Below are 24,086 nucleotides of genomic sequence, written 5' to 3' on the forward strand. Positions count from 1 at the left end.
CATGAAGACCTGCCAGCCCCCCGATCCCAACACCAGGACGCCGAAGCTGAAGCTGCCGGAGGGCTCCTGCGACGCCCACTGCCACGTCTTCGGCCCGGCCGATAAGTTCCCCTACGCCCCCGACCGCTCCTACACCCCGCCCGACGCGCCCGTGGAGGACCTCCGCCGCGTGCACAAGGTGCTCGGCATCGACCGCGCGGTGATCGTGCAGGCGAGCTGCCACGGCACCGACAACACCGCGATGATCGACGCCATCGCCAGCAGCAACGGCGCCTATCGCGGCGTCGCCATCGTGGACGGCACAGTGACCGACCGCGAGTTGCAGGAGTTGAACGAGGGCGGCGTGCGCGGCGTGCGCTTCAACTTCGTCAAGCACCTCGGCGGCACGCCGGACCTGGACGTGTTCGACCGCGTGCTCGACCGCATCCAGCCGCTCGGCTGGCACGTCGTCCTTCACCTCGACGCCGGCGACATCGTGGAGCACGCGCCGCGCATCTCCCGCATCAAGGTGCCCTTCGTCATCGACCACATGGGCCGCGTGCAGGCGAAGAACGGGCTGGAGCAGGAGCCCTTCCGCCGGCTGCTCGACCTCATGCAGAACCCGCTCGCCTGGGTGAAGGTCTGCGGCCCGGAGCGCGTCACCTCCGCCGGTGCCCCCTTCCACGACGCCGTGCCCTTCGCGCAGAAGCTCATCGAGGTGGCGCCGGACCGCACCCTCTGGGGCACCGACTTCCCGCACCCGAACATCGCGGGCGACATGCCCAACGACGGCGACCTCGTGGACCTGCTCGGCCTCGCCGCGCCGGACGAGGCGCAGCGCCGCAAGATCCTGATCGACAATCCCAACACCCTTTACTGGGCAAGCTGAGGAGCCCCGCATGTCCGGAACCCAGAAAAGCGGCCTCGTCGTCACCGCCCATCCCGGCGACTTCGTCTGGCGCGCCGGTGGCGCCATCGCGCTGCACGCGAAGATGGGCTACCGCGTGAAGATCGTCTGCATGTCCTTCGGCGAGCGCGGTGAGAGCCAGGGCGCCTGGAAGCAGCCGGGCATGACGCTGGAGAAGTGCAAGGAGGGCCGCAAGGCCGAGGCGGAAGCGGCCGCCTCCATCCTCGGCGCCGAGATCGAGTTCTTCGACGCCGGCGACTACCCGCTGCGCATCACTGACGCGATGATGGACCGCCTGATCGACATCTACCGCGAGGTGAACCCCTCCTTCGTGCTCACCCACGCGGTGAACGATCCCTACAACGTCGATCACCCCTACGCCTCGAAGGTTGCGCAGGAGGCCCGCATCACTGCGCAGGCCGCCGGCCACAAGCCCGGCCCCGGCGGTGTCACCTACACCGCCCCGCAGGTCTTCCAGTTCGAGCCGCACCAGCCCGAGCAGTGCGACTTCAAGCCCAACCGCATCCTCAACATCACCGAGGTGTGGGATCAGAAGTGGAAGGCCTTCGAGCAGCTTCCCGCCCAGCGCCACCTCTGGGACTACTACGAGCGCGTGGCGCTGAACCGCGGCATGCAGGGCGGCCGCAACTCCGGCAAGGCCATGAAGTACGGCGAGGCCTACCAGACGATCTTCCCCGACGCCGTCGAGGTGCTGGCATGACGCCCGTCGTCGTCCGCCACAACCCGCGCGCCGACATCGCCACGATCGACCGCTTCGCCCCGCTCGGCGTCTCCACCACGCATGAGGCGAGCGGCCGCGCGCCCAACCTGATGAAGACCTATATGCGCCCGGCCTGGCCGGGCGCATCGGCCGCCGGTTCGGTCGTCACGGTGCTCGCCCAGCCCGGCGACAACTGGATGATCCACGTGGCGGTCGAGCAGTGCCAGCCCGGCGACATCCTTGTCGTCGCCTGCACCACCGACAACACGGACGGCATGTTCGGGGACCTTCTCGCCACCTCGCTCAAGGCCCGCGGCGTGCGCGGCCTCGTCATCGACGCCGGCGTGCGCGACGTGGCGGTGCTGCGCGAGATGGGCTTTCCCGTCTGGTCCCGCGCCATCTCCGCCCGAGGCACGGTCAAGGCCACTCTCGGGGCGGTGAACATCCCCGTCGTCTGCGCGGGTGTCTCCGTGCGCCCCGGAGACGTGGTGGTGGCCGACGACGACGGCGTGGTCGTTGTTCCGGCCGCCGACATCGCCTCCACCCTCGCCGCCGCCGAGAAGCGCCAGGCGAACGAGGAATCGAAGCGCTCGAAGCTCGCCTCCGGCGTGCTCGGCCTCGACCTCTACGACATGCGCCCTGCGCTGGAGAAGGCCGGGCTGCGCTATGTGGAGCGGTTCGAGGATATCTGAGGCGCGCGCGACTGGATCGTGAAGGCCTGAAACGAAAAGCGGGGGCCTGAGGCCCCCGCAAATCCACCATTACCTTCGGGTGCGCTTAGCGGCGCTGATCGGTCCCGGTCGGCAGCGAACCGCCGCGCATCGGCTCGGTGCCGATGGAGACGCCGCTGCCATAGGCCGGCGTCGAGGGACCCGTAGGGAGAGTAGCGCCGCGCATCGGCTCGGTCCCGATCCCCGGGGTCGCCGGCCCACCGGGCGCCGCGGGCCCGACGGGGAGGGCAGCGCCGCGCATCGGCTCGGTCGTCGGCGTCGGGGGCGGGGTCGTCTGCGCGCAGGCGGAAAGCAGCCCGATCGCGGCCGCGCCGAGCATCGCATGCAACTTCGTCATCTGATCCTAATCTCCCGATCCAGCGGCCGCGGAATCGCGACTGTTCCCGCCGAGCATTCCCCAGGGGTTACGGGCTGGATACTTGCGGTCAGATCACGTTTCCGAGAGCATTGGGCTTGCTCAGTGCCTCGCCGGCCAGATCCTCAAGGATGGGGCATTCCGGCCGCGCGTCCCCATGACAGGTCGAGGCCAGGTGCCGCAGCGTCGCCGCCATGGCCGAGAGGTCGCGCGCCTTCCTCTCCAGCGCCTCCACATGCGCGAGCGCGAGCCGCTTCACCTCGGCGCTCGCCCGCGCCCGATCACCCCAGAGCGCGAGCAGCGCCGCGATCTCGTGCAACGAGAAGCCCAGCTCCCGCGCGCGGCGGATGAAGCGCAGCGCGTGCACCTCCGCCTCCCCGTAGTCGCGGTATCCCGAGGCGCGGCGCGAGGCGGCGGGCAGCAGCCCCACCGCCTCGTAGTGCCTGATCATCTTCGCCGAGACGCCGGAGGCGCTGGCGGCTTCCCCGATCCTCATGGCGCGAACCTCCGCAGCCGCAGCGCATTGCCGACGACAAAGACGCTCGAAAGCCCCATCGCCGCTGCCGCCAGCTCGGGCGAGAGCAGCCCGGCCACCGCCACGGGGATCAGCACGACATTGTAGGCGAAGGCCCAGAAGAGGTTCTGCCGGATGTTCCGCATCGTCGCCCGGCTGAGCCCGATCGCGGTCGCGACGCCCCGCGGATCGCCCGACATCAGCACCACCTCGGCGGTCTCGATCGCCACATCCGTGCCCGTGCCGATCGCGATGCCCACGTCGGCCGCCGCCAGCGCCGGTCCGTCGTTCACGCCGTCACCCACGAAGGCGATGCGCCCCTCGCCGCGCAACCGCCGCACCGCCTCCACCTTGCCCTCGGGTCGCAGTTCCGCCTCGACCAAATCGAGGGGGAGGGGGCGCGCGACCGCCTCTGCCGTCCGGCGGCTATCGCCCGTCACCATCGCCAGCCGCAGCCCCATGGCCTTCAGCGCGGAGAGCGCGGGCGCTGCCGTGTCGCGCAGCCGGTCGGCCATCGCCAGCACCGCCGCGACCTGCCCATCCACCGCGGCGAAGACCGGCGAGCGCCCCTGGGCCGCAAGCGCCGCCGCCACCTCGGCGAAGGGGGCGACATCGAGACCGAGCGAGCCCATGAAGCGCGCCGCCCCCACCTCCACGCGCCTGCCCTCGACCACCGCGCGCAGGCCCATGCCCGGCACGGCTTCGAAAGCCTCGGCCCGCGGCAGGAACATCTCGCCCGCGGCCTCGCGCAGCGCCTCGGCCAGCGGGTGCTCGCTGCCCGCCTCGGCGGCCGCAACCAGTCGCAGCACCGCCTCCCGCTCGAAGCCTGGTGCGGGGATCAGGTCGGTCAGCACCGGCCTGCCCTCCGTCAGCGTGCCCGTCTTGTCCAGCGCCACCACCGTCACGTCGCGCAGGGCCTGCAGGGCCGCGCCGCGCCGGAACAGCACGCCAAGCGCCGCCGCGCGGCCGGTGCCGACCATCACGGCCACAGGCGTCGCCAGCCCCATGGCGCAGGGGCAAGCGATGATGAGCACCGAAACCGCCGCCACCAGCGCCGCCGACACCCCGGCGCCGGCCACCATCCAACCGGCGAAGGTCAGAGCCGCGACGAGGATCACCGCCGGCACGAACCAGCGCGTCACGCGGTCCGCCATCGCCTGCACAGGCAGCTTGCCGCCCTGCGCCTCCTCCACCAGTCGCGTGATGCGGGCGAGCACGGTCGCCGAGCCCACGGCTGTCGCCCGCAGGCGCAGCGCGCCCCGGCCGTTCACCGTGCCGCCCACCACCGCATCGCCGGGTCCCCGGCGGACGGGCAGGGATTCTCCTGTCACCATTGACTCATCGAGGTGGCTCTCGCCCTCGGTGACCACCGCGTCGGTCGGCACCCGCTCGCCCGGGCGCAGGCGCATCACGTCGCCGAGGCGCAGGCTCTCCGCCGTTACCTCCTCCTCGCGCCCGTCGCGCTCCACCCGCGCCGTCGCCGGCCTGAGGTCCAGCAGCTGCCGGATGGCCGAGGAGGCCCGCCCGCGCGACTGCGCCTCCAGCCAGCGCCCGAGCAGCACCAGCGCCACGATCACCGCGGAGGCCTCGAAATAGACCCCGCGCTGCCCCTCGGGCAGCAGCGCCGGCGCCAATGTCACCATGACCGAATAGCCCCAGGCCGCCAGCGTGCCGATCGCGACGAGGCTGTTCATCTCCGGCCCGCCCCGCAGGAGCGCCGGCCAGCCCGTGCGGTGGAAGCGCCAGCCCGGCCCGAACATCACCGCCGTCGCCAGTACGAGTTGGACCAGGCGCCAGGCCTGGCCCTCTACCGCGTGGTGGACGGCCGGCACGAGGTGCCCGCCCATCTCAATGAGAAACAATGGTGCGGCCAGCGCCATCGCGACCAGCGTGTCCCGCCGCAGCCCCGCCTCCTCCCCGGCGCCGGGCGGCCCGGCATGGCCGGCATGGGGATCGGCCCCGCCGGCCGCCGCGTGCCCATGGCCGTGCCCAGGGCCGTGCTCCGGCAGCGGCGTGTAGCCGGCCCTCGCGACCGCGGCCTCCAGCGCCTCGCGCTCCACCGCGCCCGGTGCGTGGCGGACGGTCGCGCGATGGGTGGCGAGGTTGACCGAGGCTCCCTCCACCCCCGGCAGCGCCGCCAGCGCTCGCTCCACCCGACCGGTGCAGGAGGCGCAACTCATGCCCTCCACCGAGATCTCGGTGACCTCCATCGGCGAGTCGTACCCGGCCCGCGCCACTGCCTGGCGCAGCGCCACGGGGTCCAGCGCCTCGCCCTCCACCGTCGCGCGATGGGTCGCGAGGTTTACCGCCGCCGCCGTCACGCCGGGCACCGCAGCAAGCGCGCGCTCCACCCGCGACGCGCAGGAGGCGCAGGTCATGCCCTCGACCGGGAGGCTCAGGCGCGTGGCTTCGGCAAGGCTCATCGGAGGATCCCCCATCGCCTTCGAGATGGGGGTTCCCATGATGGGAAGGTCAAGGGCGCCCGGCTGGAAGCAGGATCACGGTGGGCGCATTGGCGCCCACCGCCTCGGGCAGCCCGCTGTCAGGCTGCCCGTCGCTCTTTTGGAAGCCGCGTGAGCAACACGTTCACCAAGCCCAAGCTCCGCTCGTCCTGCCGGAAGGCGATGGCGATGCAGGCGCCGTCCGCCCGCACCACGCGGCCGGGGATGCGTTCCTCCACCCCCGCTGCAAGCTCCACCGGCGTGCCAGGCGATGCGTCCCACTTGCAGGCGACGGCAGCGCCACCCTGGCCGACATCCCTCAGCGTCACCCGCGTCTCGCCGCCGGGAAGGTCGGAGGCCAGGAGGCGAAGGGGCATGTCCCCGCCGGAGACCCGCTCGTACTGGCGACGGTCAGTCCCCTCGCTCTCCGCCACCATCGCGCGCAGGAAGCTGTCCACTTCGTCGCGCAGTTCAGTGGCCGCCTGGGCGAGGTTGTCGGCGGCGGAAAGAACCGTGCGGCTCGTTCCCTGGGCCCCTTCGGCCACATCGACCACCCCTCGGAGGGAGGAGGTGGCGGAACCGGTCGCGTGGGCCACGGTCTGCACGTTCGCCGCGATCTCGCGCGTGGCCGCGCCCTGCTCCTCCACGGCGGCGGCGATGGCGGTCGCGATGGCCTCGACCTCCCCGATCGCCACGCCCACGTCACGCACCGCGACCACGGCCTCCTCGGTCGCGGACTGAATGCCGCGCACCTGCTCGCCGATCCGCCCCGTCGCCTCGGCGGTCTGAGCGGCCAACTGCTTCACCTCCGAGGCGACCACGGCGAAACCCCGGCCAGCCTCGCCGGCTCGCGCCGCCTCGATGGTCGCGTTCAGTGCCAGCAGGTTCGTCTGCCCGGCGATGTCCGCGATGAGGTGCAGGACCTCGCCGATCTGCGCGGCCGCCTCGCTCAGGCCGCGCACGGCGGAATCTGTCTCGCCCGCGCGCTGCACCGCCGCCTGCGCGGACTGCGTGCTGCGGGCCATCTGCCGCGCGATCTCCGAGACGCTCGCGCTCAGCTCCTCGGTCGCCGCGGCGACGGCCGAGAGGTTGCGCGAGGATTCCTCCGCCTCCGCCGCGGTGCCGGCCGCGCCCTCGCGCGTGCGCAGCACCACGCCCGACATCTCCGAAGCCGCGCCGCGCATCTCGTCGGCCGAGCGCGCGAGGCTCGCCAGCACGCCGGAGACCGAGGCACCGAAATCCTGCGTCTGCCGCTCGATCGCCACCTGGCGGCGGTCGCGCGCGGCGCGGTCGGCCCGCGCCTCGTCCTCCAGCCGCCGCGTCCGGAGCCCGCCCTCGCGGAAGTCTTCGAGGGCACGGGCGAGATGACCGAGCTCGTCCCGGCGGTCGGTATCCCCCACGGGGGTGCCGAGGTCGCCGCCCGACATGGCCGTGGTGGCCGCCGCGATCCTGGCCAGAGGACGGGTGATGCTGCGCCCGACAAGGCTGATCAGCAGCACGACCAGCAACGCCGAGGCGCCGGCCGTCAGCGCGCCCTGCAGCACCACCCTCGCCTGTGCCGCGCGAAGGTCGTCCACGTAAACCCCGGTGCCAATCACCCAGCCCCAGGGCGCAAAGCCCGCGACATAGGAGAGCTTCTCGACCGGCTTCTCCGCGCCCGGACGGGGCCAGAGATAGCCGACCGTCCCCGCGCCGGCCGCCCGCACCTTCTCGGCGAAGGCAACGAAGAGCGGCAGGCCATTCGGGTCCCGCACCTCCGAGACGTCCTGTCCCTCCAGGTCCGGGCGGAAGGGGTGCATGACGACCCGCGTGCGGACCTGGGTGTCGTTGATCCAGAGGTATTCCTGCCCCTGGTAGCGCATGGCACGGATGGCGGCGGCCGCGGCGGCCTGGGCGGCGGCGCGGTCCAGGCGTCCGGCGCGCTCCTCCGCCTCGAACCGGCCGGCACTCGCGACGGCCGTATCGACCACCGCGTGCAGCATGGCGATGCGGTTCTCCTCCAGCTCCGTCGTCCGGCCGGCCACCTCGTAGGCGGCGAGGCCCATCAAACCGAGCGCGGCGACGAGGGTGCAGAGATGCAGCCGGGTCCTGATGGACCAGTCTGTGACACGGCGTATCATGGGGGCGGTCGTCCCTGTTCCATTCTGGAAGCGGACATTCTCCATGACAAAACTTGACGGAGGGTTGCTCCGCCACGCGCTCGCTCGGACGTGTTCCCGCCTTCAGCCGGGGCTCACCGCGCCGGGCTGACTCCGCCGCCCGTCCTTCCCAGCAGCGCCGCGATCTGGTCCGCCAGCGTAATGCCGACGACGGGCTTGCGCATCAGGGTGAAGCCGGTACCGAGGGCGAGTGAGGCGACGTCCCCCGCATAGCCGGTCAGCAGGATGGCGGGCAGGCCCGGCTGGCGCCGCTGGGCCTCGCGGATGACGGCGACGCCATCGAGGCCGGGCATCGCGAGGTCGGTGACAAGGATGTCGAAAGGACCGGCCGCGGTGAGCTGGGCGAGGGCGAGCTTGCCGTCCGGCGCCGCCGTCACGGCGTAGCCGGCGTCCTCCAACTCCGTCGCCAGCACGTCGCGCACGATCGGCTCGTCGTCAGCCAGGAGCACGCGGGGCTTGCCGGCGGAGCCAGCCCGCGCTCCGGCATCGCGCGCGGGCGCGTCGGCCGAGGGGCGCGGCTGGGTCTCGCCGCCCGTGGCCAGGGGCGCCGCGAGCGAACCCGCCGCTTCCTTCGCCTGAGCGGGGCGCGCCACCGGTAGCCAGAGCGAGACGCGCGTGCCCTGCCGCGGCGCGCTCTCGATGGCCAGCGCGCCGGCCGAGCCCTTGGCGAAGCTGCGGGCCATGGCGAGGCCCAGCCCGGTGCCCTGGCCGAGCGGCTTGGTGGTAAAGAAGGGTTCCGACGCGCGCGCGAGCACCTCCGGCGCCATGCCCTCGCCCGTGTCGGCGACGATGAGGCGCACATAGCTCCCCGCGGGAAGGCAGGCGGGCAGATCCTCCTCCGGCGCCGCCATGCCGGAAGGCCGGGCCGAGAGGGTGAGGGTGCCGCCGCGCGGCATCGCGTCGCGGGCATTGGTGGCGAGGTTGACGAGCACGGTCTCGAGCTGCCCGCGATCGGCGAAGACCGGCGGCAGGTCGGGCGCCACATCCACCCCCACGCGGATGCGCGCGCCGAGGGTCGCCGCCAGCACTTCGTGGAGCCCCTCGAGCAGGACGCCGACCTCCAGTGCATCGGCCCGCAGCTCCTCGCGCCGGGAGAAGGCGAGCAGGCGGCGGGTGACGGATTCACCGCGCCGCGCCGCCTCCTCCACCATGCCGGCGAGGCGCCCCACGGCCTCGGGGTCGCCGGCACGGCGGCGGACGAGACAGATGCCGCCGAGCACGGCCTGGAGCACGTTGTTGAAGTCGTGCGCGATGCCGCCCGCGAGCTGCCCCACGGCCTGCACCTTCTGCGCCTGGAGCAGGGCGGCCTGCGTCTGCTGGCGCTCGGCCACCTCGGCCGAGAGGCGGTCATTGGCCTCCACCAGTTCCCGCGTGCGGTCGGCGACCCGGCGCTCCAGTTCCTCTGCGTGCTCGCGCAACTCGTCCTCGCGCTGGCGCAGGGCCGCGGCCATGCCGTTCCAGGCCGCCGCGAGCTGGCCGAACTCGGAGCCCGGGCCGCAATCCGGAGCCCGCGCCGCGAAGTTGCCGCCCCGCCACTCCTCGGCGGTCGCGAGGAGGGCGCGGGCGGGGCGGGCGATGAAGCGGCGGGCGGCGAGGAGGGTGAGGATGAAGACAACGGCGCTGAGCCCGACCATCAGCAGTGCCCCGCGCAGCAGCGCGCGCTCGAGGTCCGCCATCAACTCCTGCTCCGAAAAGCCGACGACGGCGGAGAGATTGTGGTTCGCAGGGGTCGGCGGCGTGTAGCCGATGAGGCGCAAGAGCCCGTCGATGCTTCGAATCCGCAGAATGCCCGGCTCGGTCGCCTGTGTGAGGGCCAGTGCCTCGGGCGGGAAGCTGCGGCCGACGAACTCGGCATGGCGGATGTCGCGGGCGAGGATAACGCCTTGCGCGTCGGCCACCGTGAGGACCCCGCCGGCCAGGAAGGGTGAGCCGTCCCGCTTCAGCGCGCGGAGCTGGTCCGAGAGCCAGTTGAGATCGAGCGCCGCAACGAGGATGCGGGCCTCCTCCCCGGCGGAGGCCGGGAGGGGGAAGTGGAAGGGTAGCACGCCGCCCGGGCGCAGGGGGGTACGGGTGAAGCGCCCGGCGGTGAAGCGCTGCGGCGGCGCGGCACCCTGGCCCCATTCCGCGGCCCAACCCGGGGCGCGCTCGCCGTAGAGGGTGGGGTCGGAGGCGCAGATGACGCCGCCCGAGTGGTCGGCCAGGGCGATAAAGGCGAAACCTGGCGCGTGCCGACGCAGGCTCGCCAGACGCGGGCCGCAATCCCGGCCCGCGCTCCGGACCTGGTCCAGCTCCGCAGCGGCGCCAAGAAGGATGCGCGCGCCGTTGGCGACGTTGTCTACGGTGCCGGCCAGCAGCTCCGCCTGATGCTGCGCGAGGTCGCTGAGCTGTGCGCGGCGCTCGGCGAGCTGCGTCCAGCCGACCGCCGCCTGGAGGGCGAGGGTAGGCAGGAGGCAGGCCGCGATGATCAGCAGGAGTCGTGCCTGGACACTGAGCCCGGCAAAGCCCGTCCAACGGAAAACACGGTGCCGACGGACCGGGACCGGTCCCGCGGAAGTCTCGGACCCCAATTCAGGGAGCGGGAGGATCTGGTGCGTCACGGCTCCGGCCTCTCCCTTCCTTGCATGCGATGACCGCCGTTCGGTGCAGGGCGGTTGCGCGCGTCAGGACGTGATGATCAAGCGTTTATCGGGGTGGGATGAAACTGTCACGGTTCGAGTTCAGTCTGCGGGAGGTCGGGCCTGCCCTCAAGCCCCGGCGGGGCGGTTCTCCACCATGGCCATCAGGGTCTCCAGCGCGTCCGCCTCCTCCGCCGGCTTGTCCGGCCGCAGGCGGGCGATGCGGGGGAAGCGCATCGCGACGCCCGAGCGGTGGCGGGAGGAGAGCTGGGCGGCGTCGAAGATCACCTCCAGCACGAAGGCCTTCTCCACCTCCCGCACGGGGCCGAAGCGGCCGGTGGTGTGGTTGCGGACCCAGCGGTCGAGCATCACCAGCTCCTGGTCGGTGAAGCCGGAATAGGCCTTGCCGACGGGCACCAACTCCCGCGTGCCATCCTCGTTCGTCCGCCAGAGGCCAAAGGTATAGTCGGAATAGTAGCTGCTGCGTTTGCCGTGGCCGCGCTGGGCGTACATCAGCACGGCGTCCACCGTCAGCGGCGCGCGCTTCCATTTCCACCAGAGGCCCTTCACCCGGCCAGGGAGGTAGGGGCTGTCCGCGCGCTTGAGCATCAGCCCCTCGATCGAGGCCGCGCGGGCGGTGTCACGCAGCCCGGAGAGATGGTCGAGGCCGGTGAAGGGGATCATCTCCGACACGTCCATGCGGGCGGGGGCGTGGCGGGCGTACCAGGCCTCAAGGCGCGCGCGGCGGGCGTCGAAGGGCAGGGCGCGGAGGTCCTCCTCACCGTCCAGCAGCAGGTCATAGAGGCGGACGGCCACGGGGTAGTCGCGCATGAGCTTCGGGCCGATCACCTTGCGGTTCAGCCGCTGCTGGAGATCGGAGAAGGGGGCGACCGTTCCATCCCTGATCACCAGCAGCTCGCCGTCGAGCACGGCGTGGAACTCCATGGCCTCGGCGATCTCGGGGAAGGCGCCGGAGATGTCCTCGCCGGTCCGGGACCACATGCGGCGGCCGCCAGGCCCGGCGGTGAGCTGGACGCGGATGCCGTCCCATTTCCACTCGGCGCGCCAGTCGCCGGGGTTCGCCTCCACCGCCGCGACATCGGCAGGGGCCTCCAGCGGGTGGGCAAGCATGAGGGGGCGGAAGACCGGGGCGCCTGCGGCATCGGGGCGGGGCCCCTGTCCCTCCAGCCAGCGGAAAAGGGGGATGTAGGGGGGCGCGACGCCGTGCCAGACCTCCTCGATCTCGCCGACCTCCTGCCCGGACCATTCGGCGAGCGCCGTTTTAGCCAGCCGGGCGGAGGCGCCGACGCGGAGCCCGCCGGTGACGAGCTTGATCAGCGCCAGGCGGCCGCCGGCATCGAGCGTGTCGAGCCAGCCCTCCATCAGCGCGGGGACCTCGGCGCGGGAGGCGAGCTCGAGGCCCTCGACCACCTCGGAAAGACTGGGCGGAGGGGCGTTCACCCCCTCCCGCTGAGGCCAGATGAGGGCGACCGTCTCGGCGAGGTCGCCGACATAGTCGTGGGAGAGGGCGAGGAGGACTTTGTCCACCCGGCTCTCCACGAGTTCCCGGATCACCATGGGCTTGGCGGCGGTGAAGGCCAGCTCGCCCGTCAGCGCCGCGAGCCCGACGCCGCGGTCGGGGTCGGGCTGCTCGGCGAACCAGCGGCGCATGAGGGCGATCTTGGCGTTGCGCCCTGGGGTGAAGACGAGCCGTTCGAGAAGGTCGGCGAAGGCCTGGACGCTCAATGGGCGGCTCCGGCCGGTACCTCGGTGCCGGCGGGCGCCTCGGGAGCACCCTCGTCCTCCTCGTCCTCGCGGCCGACAAGGTGCAGGGCACGGCCGCGGACGCCGCGCAGCGAGAGGGCGTGGATGAGGGCGTCGTCGCGGCCGTGGGTGACCCAGACCTCGGGGGCGCGGACTTCCTCGATCGTGGCCAGCAGCTCATCCCAGTCGGCGTGGTCGGAGACGATGAGGGGAAGCTCGACGCCGCGGAGCTTCGCGCGCTGGCGCACCGTCATCCAGCCCGAGGCGGCGGCGGTTACGGGGTCGGCCAGGCGTCGCGCCCAGGGCGTGGATTCGGCCGAGGGCGGCGCGATGACGATCTCGCCCGCCAGGATCGGTGGATGGCCGCGCTTGAGTCCCTTGGGCACTGGACGAAGATCGCCAAGCGGAACGCCGAGCGATTCGTAGAGGGTGCAGAGCTTCTCCACCGCGCCGTGAAGATAGACCGGCCGGTCCCAGCCGGCCTCCCGCAGCAGGGCGATGATCCGCTGCGTCTTGCCCAGCGCATAGGCACCGACGACGTGGGCGCGCTCCGGAAACAGGGCGACGCTGTCCAGCAGGCGGCGGATCTCGTGCTCGGCGGGCGGGTGATGGAAAACGGGGAGGGCGAAGGTGGCCTCGGTGACGAAGACGTCGCACTCCATCGGCTCGAAGGGCGCGCAGGTGGGGTCGCGCGCGCGCTTGTAGTCACCGGAGACGACGATCCGGCTGCCCTTCCACTCAAGAACGATCTGCGCCGAGCCGAGGACGTGGCCGGCGGGGAGGAGGGTGATCCGGACCCCGTTTCGGGTGACGCTTTCCCCGTAACGCAGCGGTTCCTGCACATCGCCGGCCCGGTCCTCGCCGAAGCGGGCGCGCATGATGGCGAGGGTGTCCGGCGTAGCGAGCACGGCCTTGTGGCCGGGGCGGGCGTGGTCGGCATGGCCGTGGCTGATGACGGCGCGCTCGACGGGGCGGGATGGGTCGATGAAGAAATTCCCGGGCTCGCAGTAGAGGCCGAGCGGGGTGACCGTCATCCAGCTTTCCGGGTGGGGCATGGATGAGCAGATGGCTGCGGTCGGGGGTGGCGGCAAGGCGGCCGCCCCCATGGCGTCCAGCGGGACCGCCTGGCTAATCCGAGGACTCGGCGATCTCCAGCAGCGCTCGGCCGTTGCGGCGCTCCCGCGGGTCGGAGCCGCAGGAGACGCCGGAGAGAAGGGTGCTGCCGGGATTTGCCACGGCGAGCTTCGCCTGCACGCGGCAGGCGAGGTGGTTGCCGGCGGCGCCCCCGCCATTCCAGCGGCGCAGCGCCTCGGCCCAGCTGCCGGACTTCTCGTAGTGGGAGCGGAGATAGGCAGCGCCCCAGTCGGCGGCGCGCCAGGGGTCGAGGGGCCAGTCGGAGCCGGCGGCGTGGACGCGGGCATTCACCTGCACGCAACCGGCCATAAGGTGCTGCGCGGGTCCGGCCGCATTGTAGAGGCGCCGGGCCTCCTCGGTGTTCGAAGGGAAGTGGCTGCGGCCGCCGATGTTCATGGCGAAGGCGTGCAGGCCGGATTCGGCCAGGGCGACCGCAACCATAAGGCCCGAGGGGATGTTGTGCGCGGCTTCCGACTGCCGGGCGGCATCGAGACAGGCGGCGCGGGGGCTGTTGAACTGGCGGCCGGCGGCCGGGGGCGCCATGGAGGCGAGGGTGATGCCGGGCGGGAGGCGGCGAGAGGGGGCCTTGGGACGGGCGCCGGGCTGCCTGGCGGGAACCGCGGGGGAAGAACCCGCCTGGGCCGCAAGGGCGGGCGCGGCGGCCTCGGCCGTCTGGTCGCCCGTTTCCTCCGCCGAGGCGCAGCCGGCGGCAAGAGCGCCGAGGCCGAGCACGAGGAGCGAGGCGAGCGCGAACCGGGCGCCCTCCTGGCATCGTCGGCTCGGGCTTTCGGCACGGGTCGGAGGGGCGCTCCGCGGCATCGCGCACGGGAACGCCGCGTTGATCTGCCGGCCGGGGGAAGCCGACGGAGGGGGCGCGGACGTCATGGCGGAAGCGCTAACAGGAAGGCGAGTAAGCGCGCAAGAGGTTTCGGTTGCGGGTTGAGTTGGGCGGCCGCGCAGCCCAGTCCAGCGGAGGTCATCGCTTCAGGAACGCCAACATCGGCCCGAGGCATTCTGCTTGCTGATCAGATGGCAGTATTCGCGCATCGGCGATTACTTGAGCGGAGGCGCCGGTGGGCGGGATTCTGCTTGCGAATACAATAAAGCCGCCCGTTCACGCAGAAGGGCGTGCGGGTGGCACAGGGTGTCGGCGGATGGGAGATGCGCAGGGAGATTTGTGGGTGACGACACGGATCGCCGGGCGTCCGGAGGCAGTGGCCTGACCGGTGCCAAACTGGCGGACTCCGCGTCGTCCCCGTTTGTTTCCTACCCTAAACCCGGCCCGTCTTAGACGGCGGCGAAAGACGTGTGCCATGGTCCTCTATAAGACACAAGACCAATGAAGGACCGATTCGGTTGGGAGATGCCCTCGGACCGGGGCTACTACCGCCCATTCTGGCGCGGTTTCTCCCTTTCCGGCCGCGCCCTCGCCTGCGCGCGGGTGGGGGTGATAGGATGGGGCCAGCCATGAATTGTGGAAACGTCACGTGAGCGACCTGCGCCGGCCGGACGCGCGACCCCTCTATGCCCAGGTCGAAGCCATCCTGAACGAGCGGATCGTCTCCGGAACCTGGACCTCGGGCCAGGCGCTGCCAGCCGAGCCGGAGCTGGCGCACGAACTGGGCGTCTCCCCGGGCACGCTGAGGCGCGCGCTGGCGGGGCTGGAGCGGCGGCACCTGATCGAGCGGCGGCAGGGGCGCGGCACCTATGTGGCGCGGCACACCAGCCGCGCGGCGCTGGGGCAGTTCTTCCGCGTGCGCACGCCGGACGGGCGGGCGGCGGAGCCGGAATCGCTGATCACGCGGGTGACCACGGGGCCGGCAACCCCCGAGGAGGCGTCGCGGCTGCAGCTGGAGCCGGGGGCCGAAGTGCACCGGGTGGACCGCAGCCGGCGGCTGGACGGAACCCCGCGGATCGTCGAGCGGATCACCTTGCCGGCCGCGCTGTTTATGGGCCTCAGCCTGCCGCTGGCGCCGGAGCAGCTGGGGACGGAGATCTACGTGCACTACCAGAGCGCGCACGGCATTACCGTGGTCCGCTCCGAGGAGGTGCTCTCGGCCGCTGCGGCGACGGAGGAGGACGCGACGGTGCTCGGCCTGCCCGTGGGCACGCCGCTGCTGGTGATCGACCGCGTGACCTTCGACGCCGCGCGGCGCCCGGTGGAGATGCGGGTGACGCGGCTCGACACCCGCGCGCATCGCTACGCCGTGGAGCTGACCTGAGTCGCTGAGCCGAGGCGGGCGGCCGCCCAGCGGGCACTGTCGGCGACGACGGGGTCCTCGTCCCCTGCCAGGGACTGCGCGAGGGGGAGGAGCGACGGGTCGGCGGAGTTGCCGATCGCGTTCAGCACGTTTCGAACGAAGCGGCCGCGACCGACCCGCTTGATGGGAGAGCCCGAGAAACGCGCGCGGAAGGCGGCATCGTCCAGGCCGGCGAGATCGGCCAGGCGCGGCGCCGTCAGGTCCTCACGCGCGATAAGGCCCGGGACGGAAGTCGGCGTCGCGAAGCGGTTCCAGGGGCAGACGGCCAGGCAGTCGTCGCAGCCATAGATACGGTTGCCGAGCCGGGGGCGCAGCTCCTCCGGGATCGGGCCACGGTGCTCGATGGTGAGGTAGGAGACGCAGCGCCGGGCATCGAGGCGATAGGGCGCGGGGAAGGCGTCGGTGGGGCAGGCGACCTGGCAGCGCGTGCAGCTTCCGCAGCGGTCGGCATGCGGGGCGTCGGGCTCCAGGGCGAGAGTCGTGTAGACCTCGCCGAGGAAGAGCCAGGAGCCGTGGGCGCGGGAGACGAGGTTCGTGTGCTTGCCCTGCCAGCCGAGCCCGGCCTGCTGGGCCAGCGGCTTCTCCGAGACGGGGGCGGTGTCCACGAAGACCTTCACGCCGGGGGCTTCGAAACGCGCGACCATCCAGCGGGCGAGGGCCTTCAGGCGGGACTTCACGAGGTCATGGTAGTCCCGGTGGCGGGCATAGACGCTGATGGTGCCGCGGTCGGGATGGGCGTGATTGGCGAGCGGGTCGTCGGCGGGGGCGTAGGAGAGGCCGAGGGAAACGACCGAAAGGGCCTCGGGCCAGAGGGCCTGCGGGTGGGCGCGCTGCTCGGCGCGGCCCTCCATCCAGCCCATCTCACCGTGCATGCCGGCGGCCAGGAAATCGGCCAGGCGGTCCCGCACCTCGGGGCCGAGTTCGGCGCGCGCGAAGCCGACCGCGTCGAAGCCCAGGCGCAGGGCCTCGTCGCGGATCAGCGTGCGCGCGTCAGCCTTCATCCGCGGCCGCGATAGGGCGGCACGCCCTGGTCGGGGATCCAGGCGCCAGCCGGGGGGGCGCCGGTCTGCCAGAAGACGTCGATCGGGATGCCGCCGCGCGGGTACCAGTAGCCGCCGATGCGGAGCCACACCGGCTGCAGCAGGTCCACCAGGCGCTTGGCGATATCAAGGGTGCAGGCCTCGTGGAAGGCGCCGTGGTTGCGGAAGGAGGTGAGGTAGAGCTTGAGGCTCTTGCTCTCCACCAGCCATTCGCCGGGGATGTAGTCGATGACCAGATGCGCGAAGTCGGGCTGCGCGGTGATCGGGCAGAGGGAGGTGAACTCGGGCGCGGTGAAGCGGGCGACGTAATGCGTGCCCTTGTGCGGGTTGGGCACGCGCTCCAGCACCGCTTCCTCGGGGCTGTTCGGCTGGGCGGTGAATCGGCCGAGCTGCGTCAGGCCGGAGTCGTGGTTCATGAGGTCGTCTCCTCCTTCGATGGCGGCTCGGCCGGGGCGGGGGTCTCCCATTTCGCCGCGATCGCGGCGGCCTCGGCCTCGAAGCGGCCTTCGAGGATGGCGGCGCGAAGCCGCGCGGTGAGGGTCTGGTAGTAGCGGATGTTATGCCAGGTCAGCAGCATCGGCCCGAGCATCTCCTCGGCCCGGATGAGGTGCTGGATATAGGCGCGGGAATGCCGCGTGCAGGCCACGCAATCGCATTCCGGGTCCAGCGTGGACGCATCGTCGGCGTGGCGGGCGTTGCGCATGTTGAGGACGCCGCGGCTCGTATAGGCCCGCCCCGTGCGGCCGGAGCGCGTGGGGATCACGCAGTCGAACATGTCCACGCCACGCGCGACGGCACCGATGATGTCGGCGGGGGTGCCGACGCCCATGAGGTAGCGCGGCTTCTCGGCCGGCAGCATGGGCACGGAGAAGTCGAGGGTGCGGAACATCTCCTCCTGGCCCTCGCCGACCGCGAGGCCGCCGATGGCGTAGCCCTCGAAGCCGATATCGGTTAGCGCCTGCGCGCTCTCGGCCCGCAGGTCCTCGAAGACGCTGCCCTGCTGGATGCCGAACAGGCCGTAGCCGTCGCGCGGGCGGAAGGCCTCGCGCGAGCGGGCGGCCCATTTCATCGAGAGGCGCATGCTCTTCGCCGCCTGCTCATGCGTGGCGGGGAAGGGGGTGCACTCGTCGAAGCACATGGTGACGTCGGCATCCAGCAGGTGCTGGATCTCGATGCTTCGCTCCGGCGTTAAGCGGTGCTTGCTGCCGTCGATATGGCTTTGGAAGGTGACGCCGTCCGCGTCCATCTTCCGCAGGCCGGCGAGCGACATGACCTGGAAGCCGCCGGAATCCGTCAGGATGGGGCCTTGCCAGTCCATCAGTTTATGCAGCCCGCCGAGGCGGCCCACGCGCTCGGCGCCAGGGCGCAGCATGAGATGGTAGGTGTTGCCGAGCACCATGCGCGCGCCGGTGGAGCGCACCGCATCCGCCGTCATGGCCTTCACCGTGCCGGCAGTGCCGACGGGCATGAAGACGGGGGTGGGCACGTCGCCATGCGCGGTGTGCAGCGTGCCGGCGCGGGCGCCGCCATCGCGGCCTTGCACCGAGAAGTTGAGAGGACCGTTCATGCGGCGGCTTCCGCGTCGTCTGACGCAGCCTCTGCGTCATCGCGGGCGATGAGGCAGGCGTCGCCGTAGGAGTAGAAGCGGTAGCCGGCGGCGATGGCGTGGGCATAGGCCCGCTTCATCCGCCTGGTTCCGCCGAAGGCGCAGACGAGCATGAAGAGCGTGCTCCGCGGCAGGTGGAAGTTGGTGAGGAGGAGGTCGGCGCCGCGGAAACGGTGGCCGGGGAGGAGAAAGATGTCGGTGAGGCCGCGGAAGGGGGCGACGGTGCCGTCCTCGCGCGCCGCGGTCTCCAGCAGGCGGAGCGCGGTGGTGCCGATGGCGACGACGCGGCCACCGCGGGCGCGGGTTTCGTTGATGGCCCCGGCGGCCTCCTCCGTCACCTCGCCCCATTCGGCGTGCAGGTGCCCGGCGCGCGGGTTCTCGCCCCGCAGCGGCAGGAAGGTGCCGGCGCCGACATGCAGGGTAAGGGTGGTGCGGGCGACGCCGCGCGCCTCCAGCGCCGCGAGGAGTTCGGGCGTGAAGTGCAGGCTGGCGGTCGGCGCGGCGACGGCGCCGGGGGTGCGAGCGAAGATCGGCTGGTAGTCATCGCGGTCCTCCGGGCGGGGGCCCTCGGGGCGGGCAATGTAGGGGGGCAGGGGGATTTCGCCCGCGCGCTCCAGCGCGGCGGCCAGCACCGCCTGGTCGGGGCCGAAGTCGAGGCGGACGGCACCGCCTTCGGGCGGCTCGACCACGCGCGGCGCCAGCTCGGGCGCGCCCTCGATGGCCAGCACGTCGCCCACGCGCAGCTTGCGGGCGTTGCGAACCAGGGCATGCCAGGTGCCGTCCGCCTCCGCGCGGTTGAGCATGATCTCGATGCGGGCCTCGCCGCGCCGGGCGCGGAGGCGGGCCGGGATCACGCGGGTGTCGTTCACGACCATGAGGTCGCCGGGGTTCAGCAGGTCTGGCAGGTCGCGCACGCCCCGATCCTCCGGCTGGTCAGCCACGCGGAGCAGGCGGGCGGAGTCGCGCGGGCGGACCGGGGACTGAGCGATCAGCGCCTCCGGCAGGTCGAAGGCGAAGTCGGCGGTGGCCAGCGGGCGCGGCGGGGCGGGGGGCGTGTTCAGGGACAGGGGAAGGGGCCGTTCAGGGGGCGGGGGCGGTTAGCCCTTCCGCCCAGGACAAGCAATGGGGTGCGGACGGGCGCCGCAGATCACGGGACGGTCAAAATAGTTAATCAAGTCTTTCCTTGTAACCCTCGGCGGGATGTCTCAAAAACCTATCCTTTACGAAGGGTAAACGTTTCGTGGAACTGCCCGAGGCCACCTGGTCCGCCGATACCGCCGCCGATGCGGTGAGCAGCCTGCACAAGGCAGCGCTCCAGGCGATCCTGGCATGGGGGGGCAGCGTGCCGGATGGCGGGGCGGCGCCGGCGGCCATGCGGAACTTTGCGGAGGGCACGGGCCGGGGCAGCGGCGTGGTCGCGCCGGGCGCGACGGACGTGGCCACCCCAGGGAGCGCCGTCGCGCCGCCCGCGGCCGCCGCTCCGCCGGTGCCGGTCGTGACCGCGCCGCCGATCCCGGAGGTCTGGCCGCCGGTGGTGCAAACCGTGCCTGTAGCGCCCACGGTGAAGGAGCCGGTGCTTCCGTTGCCGGTGCTTCCGTTGCCGGTGCTTCCGACGGTCGAGCTTGCCGCAGGGGGAGCGGTCGTGCCCGCGGTGGAGGCGCCGGTCTCGGTCGCCGTGCTGCCCGTGACGGTGCCGGCCACGGCAGGGGCCGCGCTGCCGACGGTGGAGGTTCCGGTGATCGAGCCGGTGGCGCCCACGGTGGTCCCGACGCCACCCGCCGACCCGGCGCACGACCAACCGGCGACGGCCACCACCTCGACCGTGCCGGCCGTGGTGGACCAAGCGGTGACGCCCATCGTCGCCGAGCCAACCAAGGCCGTGGGCCCGCCGTTGCCGCCGGTCGTCAGCGTGCCGACGGCGCCGGCCGAGCCGGGCGCGACCTCGCCGGCGACGGGAGGAAAGCAGGAGCCGACCGGCGGCTCCGCCACGCCCGATCCAGCGCCCCCCCTTCCGGCCAAGGTGGATCCAACCGCGCCTTCGGAGCCCGGCAAGGATCATCCCACCCTGCCTTCCCATCCCGAGACGCCCACTGATCCCGGCAAGAGCGATCCGACGCCGCCCTCCGATCCCGGCAAGAGCGATCCCACTGTCCCCCCCGATCCAGGCAAGGGTGGGCCGGCCGGGCCGGGCCATGCGGGGCCTGGGGGGCTTGACCTGGTCGGCGGCGCGGGTGCCGACGAGTTGGCGGGCGGGGCGCGGAACGACACGCTTTCCGGGGGCGCGGGGGATGACACGCTGCTGGGCGCCGCCGGGGACGACCTCCTGCTCGGCGGCGCCGGGCGGGACATGCTGCGCGGCGGAGAAGGGAACGACACGCTGAACGGCGGGGCGGGGGCGGACATCATCCTCGGCGGGGACGGGAACGACCTCGTGATCCACGCCTTCGCGAACCGCGAGACGATGCCGGACATCCTCCTCGGTGGCGCGGGGCACGATACGCTGCGGCTGGCGATCGACGCGGGGTACTGGGAGAACCAGGAGGTGCGCGAGGCCGCTGCCGCCCTCGCCCACTGGATCGAGGCCGGGCCGAAGGAGGGCGCGGCCTGGACGGACGAGCTGCTCGGCGTCTCCGTCTCGGGCTTCGAGGCTTTCGAGGTCATGGTGGACGGCCTGCGCGCGCCCGACGGCTGGCTGGCCTGAGCCACGGGGCCCCCGGGGCAATTTCGCGGGCGGCCGAACCGGCCTAGGGTGCCACCCGCGGCAAGAGCGGGGATGCGCACGCATGGTGGTGGATACGGACCGGTTCCTGGCGGACCTGCACGCGCTGCGGCGCTTCGGCGCGTTCAAGACCGGTGTGCACCGCCCGACCTTCTCCCCCCAGGACATGGAGGCCCGGCGCTGGTTCGTCGGCCGGCTCCGGGAGGAGGGGCTGGAGGCGGAGATCGACGGGATCGGGAATATCCTCGGCCGCAGTCCGAAGCCTGGCCCGCACCTGCTGGCGGGCAGCCACCTGGAGAGCCAGAACGAGGCGGGCTGGCTGGACGGCGCGCTCGGCTGCGTGGCCGCGCTGCACCTGGCGCGTGCCGGGCTTCCCGTGGATGTCGCCGTCTTCGCGGACGAGGAGGGGCATTACGGCAGCTTCATCGGCAGCCGTTCCTTCACCGGCCTGCTGGAGGAGGCAGAGATCGACCGCCTCGCCAACCGCTACCACGACAAGCCGCTGCGCGAGGCGCTGCGCGAGGCGGGGCTGGAGGGCCGGCCGCGCCTCCAGGTGGAGCGGGACCGCTACAAGGCCTTCCTCGAGATGCATATCGAGCAGGGGCGGCAGCTTGAGACGCAGGGGCTCGGCGTCGGGGTCGTGACGGGGATCGTCGCCATCTGGCAGTGGCGGATCACGATCGCGGGGCAGCAGAACCACGCGGGCACGACGACGATGGCGGAGCGGCGCGATGCCGGCCTCACGGCCGTCCGGCTGCTCGCGATGATCGACGAGGAGTTCCCGCGCCACTGCGCCGAGCGCACGGTCTGGACGGCGGGGCGCATCGCGCTCTCGCCCGGCGCGCCCTCGATCATCCCCGGCGGCGCGGAGATCCTGTTCCAGTACCGCGACGTGGACATCGACGTGCTGCGGCGGCTGGAGGTGGTGCTGCGCCGCTGCGTGGCCGAGAGCAACCGGCGGGAGCGCTGCCCCGCGGTGCTGGAGGCGATGTCGCTCTCCACCCCCGCCGTCTGCGATCCGGCGCTGCAGGACGCGCTGGCGGGGGCAGCCGAATCGCTGGCGCCGAAGCGCTGGCAGCGGATGCCGTCGGGCGCCGGACACGACGCGCAGTACCTCGCGCGCGTGATGCCGGCAGCGATGCTCTTCGTACCTTCCATCAATGGCATCAGCCACCACTGGACAGAGGACACCGCGGAAGAGGACCTGGCGCTAGGCATGCGCGTGCTGGCCGAGGGCGCGCGGCGTATCCTGCAGGGCTGATCAATGCACGAAACGGCGGCGTGATAGGGCGCCGCCGAAACTTACAAGCCTCGGCCTTGTTTGATCCTCGTCACAATCATGAGCGAGGGTAATATGGCTGAAGGTGGTTTGCTGCGCTGGGCGATCATCGCCCTCGTCGTCGCGCTGATCGCGGGCGTGCTCGGCTTCGGCGGCATCGCCGGCGCTGCGGTCGGGATCGCGAAGATCCTGTTCTACATCTTCATCGCGCTGTTCGTGATTATGCTGCTGATGAACTTCATGGGACGCGGGCGCGGGGTTTAGCGACCGGCTTCTCCCCCCGCTGACGTCACCGACTATTCCGGGGAGAAGGGGAAGGAATTCTTCCCTCTCTCCCCGGGCTTTTTTGCGAAAGCACGTTCTTCAGCGTTCCTGGCCTCGCCGCACCGAGAGCCCCGCCGCGAGGGCGCCAGCGAAGGCGAGGCTTGCGAGCCACCAGCCCTGCCAGACTCCAAAGGACGCAAGGAAGCTCACCGCGGCCGAGGCGAGTACGCCTGCCGCCATCGGCGTGGCACCCCAGCCCAGGGCAAGGGTCGCGAGCGAACCCAGCACCAACCCCACCGCGCCCAACTCCAGCCAGAGCTGAAGCCCGCCATTGTGCGGGTGGAGCGACATGCGCTCGATGCCCGGCTCGCGCAGCCAGGAATTGGCGCCGGTCGGGCTCACGCCCAGGCGCGCGATCGAGGCGTCCGAGGGATTGTCGCGCCCGCCCGGCAGGTTACGGCTCGCCTCCATCCCCCAGCCGAGAAGCGGGTGCTCGGCCGCGCGCTCGAGGCCGAAATCCCAGATCAGCATGCGATGCAGGGCGGAGCGTGGCATCTCCGCCGCGATGTCCGGGCGCAGCGTCAGCGGCAGGAGGACGGGCGTGGCAAGCAGGCTGCCCGCGAGGACAAGCGCGACGAGGTTCGACACCCCCCGCCCGCCGACGCGCACGAGCGCCGCCACGGCAAGCCCTGCGAGGCCCGCAATCTTCGCGGTTTCGCCCGGCATCAGGAAGACGAGGACGGCGCCGAGCGCGAGAAGCACCCAGCGCAGCGCCTCCGGCAAGCGCGCCTTCAGCACGAGCGGCAACAGCAGCGCCATGAAGGAGGCCGCGGGCTTGAGGCCAAATTCAAGCCCCGGCCGCGTCTCGGCGAGGCCCCGAACAGCCGCGCGAACGGACTGGCCGGTGGCATTGTCGAAGGCGCCGAGCAACAGGCCGACGGCGAGGCCCCCGAGGATGCACCATCCCAAGGCCCGGCGGCCGGAAAGAGTCTCGTCCTCCACCACCACGGCCGAGGCGCCACCCAGCAGGGCGAGACCCGCAAGACTTCCCGCGGCGGCGAGTGCCCAGCGCGGCTCGGGTGACCAAAGAACGGAAACGGCTCCGAAGGCCGCAAGCAGGACGAGCACCGGCACCGCGAGCGCGCGCGGCCAGGGCCAGCGGCCGCGCTCCCGCCGATGGGCAAGAACCGCGAGCAGCATGGCGATGGTTGCCAGCGGCGCTATGGCCCGGAACTGCAGCACGGTAACAGTGGGGGCGATGGCGGCGGCGACCGCCAGCGGCAGGGAGGCGTTCCACCACCAGGCGCGCGGCGGCCCGCGGTTCAGGGCGCCGAAGCCGGGGGCGTCGTCGTACTCGCTGATCCGGTTCTCGGGCAGGATCCCCGGCGGAAGCGGCGGCACGACGGGGGGCACCTCGTCCCTGCCGCCAAGCCGCAGGCGCGGATGGGCCGAAAGGACCGGGCGCTGAGGGAAGGGCCCGATGGCCCCGGTTTCGTCACGCGACGCCATGCGACTTCTCGCCCGGTGGTTGGTCACGCCCTGGATTCAGGCGTTCCGGCGGGTTCTAGCGCCCGGAAGAGCAGGGCCCAAGCCTGGG

Annotated in this window: 20 protein-coding genes; 7 read left to right on the forward strand and 13 right to left on the reverse strand. The window is 72.1% G+C overall.

The genetic code is table 11. The annotated features are described in order from the left end of the window. Nucleotide 1: 1 nt before the first annotated feature. From BO39_RS15205 to BO39_RS15215, 3 genes are read left to right on the forward strand one after another with little or no spacing between them, the layout of a single operon-like run. The gene (locus tag BO39_RS15205; protein ID WP_043834827.1) at nt 2–868 is read left to right on the forward strand and encodes an amidohydrolase family protein; all 867 of its coding nucleotides are present in this window, start codon (nt 2–4) and stop codon (nt 866–868) included. A 10-nt stretch (nt 869–878) separates the two neighbouring features. After that, nucleotides 879–1,607, forward strand: coding sequence for a PIG-L deacetylase family protein (locus BO39_RS15210; RefSeq protein ID WP_043834829.1), 729 nt, complete (start codon nt 879–881; stop codon nt 1,605–1,607). Then, nucleotides 1,604–2,299 (forward strand): 4-carboxy-4-hydroxy-2-oxoadipate aldolase/oxaloacetate decarboxylase, encoded by a 696-nt coding sequence (locus BO39_RS15215; RefSeq protein ID WP_043834832.1) that lies wholly within the window; start codon nt 1,604–1,606, stop codon nt 2,297–2,299. The genes BO39_RS15210 and BO39_RS15215 overlap by 4 nt, the downstream gene beginning before the upstream one ends. Before the next feature lie 85 nt (nt 2,300–2,384). Here the strand turns inward: BO39_RS15215 and BO39_RS15220 are convergent, their stop codons facing one another. The 8 genes from BO39_RS15220 to BO39_RS15255 form a co-directional block, all read right to left on the reverse strand. Further along, the gene (locus BO39_RS15220) at nt 2,385–2,675 is read right to left on the reverse strand and encodes a hypothetical protein (protein WP_043834835.1); all 291 of its coding nucleotides are present in this window, start codon (nt 2,673–2,675) and stop codon (nt 2,385–2,387) included. 88 nt (nt 2,676–2,763) lie between these two features. Further along, nucleotides 2,764–3,189 (reverse strand): Cu(I)-responsive transcriptional regulator, encoded by a 426-nt coding sequence (gene cueR / locus BO39_RS15225; protein ID WP_052402137.1) that lies wholly within the window; start codon nt 3,187–3,189, stop codon nt 2,764–2,766. Beyond that, nucleotides 3,186–5,630, reverse strand: a complete 2,445-nt coding sequence (locus tag BO39_RS15230) for a heavy metal translocating P-type ATPase (RefSeq protein WP_211257462.1) — start codon at nt 5,628–5,630, stop codon at nt 3,186–3,188. Before BO39_RS15230 ends, cueR begins: the two co-directional genes overlap by 4 nt. A 119-nt stretch (nt 5,631–5,749) precedes the next feature. Continuing rightward, nucleotides 5,750–7,768: a cache domain-containing protein gene (locus BO39_RS15235; RefSeq protein ID WP_169742769.1), complete on the reverse strand. Its 2,019-nt coding sequence runs from the start codon at nt 7,766–7,768 to the stop codon at nt 5,750–5,752. 113 nt (nt 7,769–7,881) lie between these two features. Beyond that, nucleotides 7,882–10,404 (reverse strand): hybrid sensor histidine kinase/response regulator, encoded by a 2,523-nt coding sequence (locus BO39_RS30010; RefSeq protein ID WP_052402139.1) that lies wholly within the window; start codon nt 10,402–10,404, stop codon nt 7,882–7,884. A gap of 147 nt (nt 10,405–10,551) precedes the next feature. Then, a complete protein-coding gene (locus BO39_RS15245; protein ID WP_043834837.1) occupies nt 10,552–12,168 on the reverse strand; it encodes a cisplatin damage response ATP-dependent DNA ligase in 1,617 nt (538 codons plus the stop codon). After that, on the reverse strand, nt 12,165–13,220 hold the full coding sequence (locus BO39_RS15250) for a ligase-associated DNA damage response exonuclease (RefSeq protein WP_084698137.1): 1,056 nt from the start codon (nt 13,218–13,220) through the stop codon (nt 12,165–12,167). Before BO39_RS15250 ends, BO39_RS15245 begins: the two co-directional genes overlap by 4 nt. A gap of 94 nt (nt 13,221–13,314) precedes the next feature. Next, on the reverse strand, nt 13,315–14,139 hold the full coding sequence (locus BO39_RS15255; RefSeq protein WP_245615179.1) for a transglycosylase SLT domain-containing protein: 825 nt from the start codon (nt 14,137–14,139) through the stop codon (nt 13,315–13,317). A 668-nt stretch (nt 14,140–14,807) separates the two neighbouring features. Here BO39_RS15255 and BO39_RS15260 point away from each other — a divergent pair. Beyond that, nucleotides 14,808–15,542: a GntR family transcriptional regulator gene (locus BO39_RS15260; protein ID WP_043834840.1), complete on the forward strand. Its 735-nt coding sequence runs from the start codon at nt 14,808–14,810 to the stop codon at nt 15,540–15,542. Here BO39_RS15260 and queG read toward each other — a convergent pair. The 4 genes from queG to queA are packed head-to-tail and all read right to left on the reverse strand — an operon-like array spanning nt 15,521 to nt 19,258. Beyond that, the gene (queG, locus tag BO39_RS15265; protein ID WP_043834842.1) at nt 15,521–16,582 is read right to left on the reverse strand and encodes a tRNA epoxyqueuosine(34) reductase QueG; all 1,062 of its coding nucleotides are present in this window, start codon (nt 16,580–16,582) and stop codon (nt 15,521–15,523) included. The genes BO39_RS15260 and queG overlap by 22 nt on opposite strands. Then, complete coding sequence (queF, locus tag BO39_RS15270) at nt 16,579–17,037, reverse strand: preQ(1) synthase (protein ID WP_043834844.1); 459 nt, start codon at nt 17,035–17,037, stop codon at nt 16,579–16,581. The genes queG and queF overlap by 4 nt, the downstream gene beginning before the upstream one ends. Next, the gene (gene tgt, locus BO39_RS15275) at nt 17,034–18,188 is read right to left on the reverse strand and encodes a tRNA guanosine(34) transglycosylase Tgt (protein ID WP_052402141.1); all 1,155 of its coding nucleotides are present in this window, start codon (nt 18,186–18,188) and stop codon (nt 17,034–17,036) included. The genes queF and tgt overlap by 4 nt, the downstream gene beginning before the upstream one ends. Next, nucleotides 18,185–19,258: a tRNA preQ1(34) S-adenosylmethionine ribosyltransferase-isomerase QueA gene (queA, locus tag BO39_RS15280; RefSeq protein WP_052402142.1), complete on the reverse strand. Its 1,074-nt coding sequence runs from the start codon at nt 19,256–19,258 to the stop codon at nt 18,185–18,187. The genes tgt and queA overlap by 4 nt, the downstream gene beginning before the upstream one ends. Nucleotides 19,259–19,467: 209 nt before the next feature. Here queA and BO39_RS34980 point away from each other — a divergent pair, with 209 nt between their 5' ends. From BO39_RS34980 to BO39_RS31120, 3 genes are all read left to right on the forward strand, one after another. Further along, nucleotides 19,468–20,928, forward strand: coding sequence for a calcium-binding protein (locus tag BO39_RS34980; RefSeq protein ID WP_052402143.1), 1,461 nt, complete (start codon nt 19,468–19,470; stop codon nt 20,926–20,928). An 82-nt stretch (nt 20,929–21,010) separates the two neighbouring features. Then, entirely contained in the window at nt 21,011–22,207 is a 1,197-nt protein-coding gene (locus tag BO39_RS15290; protein ID WP_043834846.1) for a Zn-dependent hydrolase, read from the forward strand. A 60-nt stretch (nt 22,208–22,267) separates the two neighbouring features. Further along, nucleotides 22,268–22,489, forward strand: a complete 222-nt coding sequence (locus BO39_RS31120; protein WP_478212678.1) for a DUF1328 domain-containing protein — start codon at nt 22,268–22,270, stop codon at nt 22,487–22,489. Between the two features lie 99 nt (nt 22,490–22,588). Here BO39_RS31120 and BO39_RS15300 read toward each other — a convergent pair whose 3' ends face one another. Continuing rightward, nucleotides 22,589–23,998 (reverse strand): O-antigen ligase family protein, encoded by a 1,410-nt coding sequence (locus tag BO39_RS15300; RefSeq protein WP_043834851.1) that lies wholly within the window; start codon nt 23,996–23,998, stop codon nt 22,589–22,591. Nucleotides 23,999–24,086: the final 88 nt, after the last annotated feature.

Origin of the sequence: Roseomonas aerilata DSM 19363 (assembly GCF_000711725.1) — a bacterium.
Classification (GTDB): Bacteria; Pseudomonadota; Alphaproteobacteria; order Acetobacterales; family Acetobacteraceae; genus Roseomonas; species Roseomonas aerilata.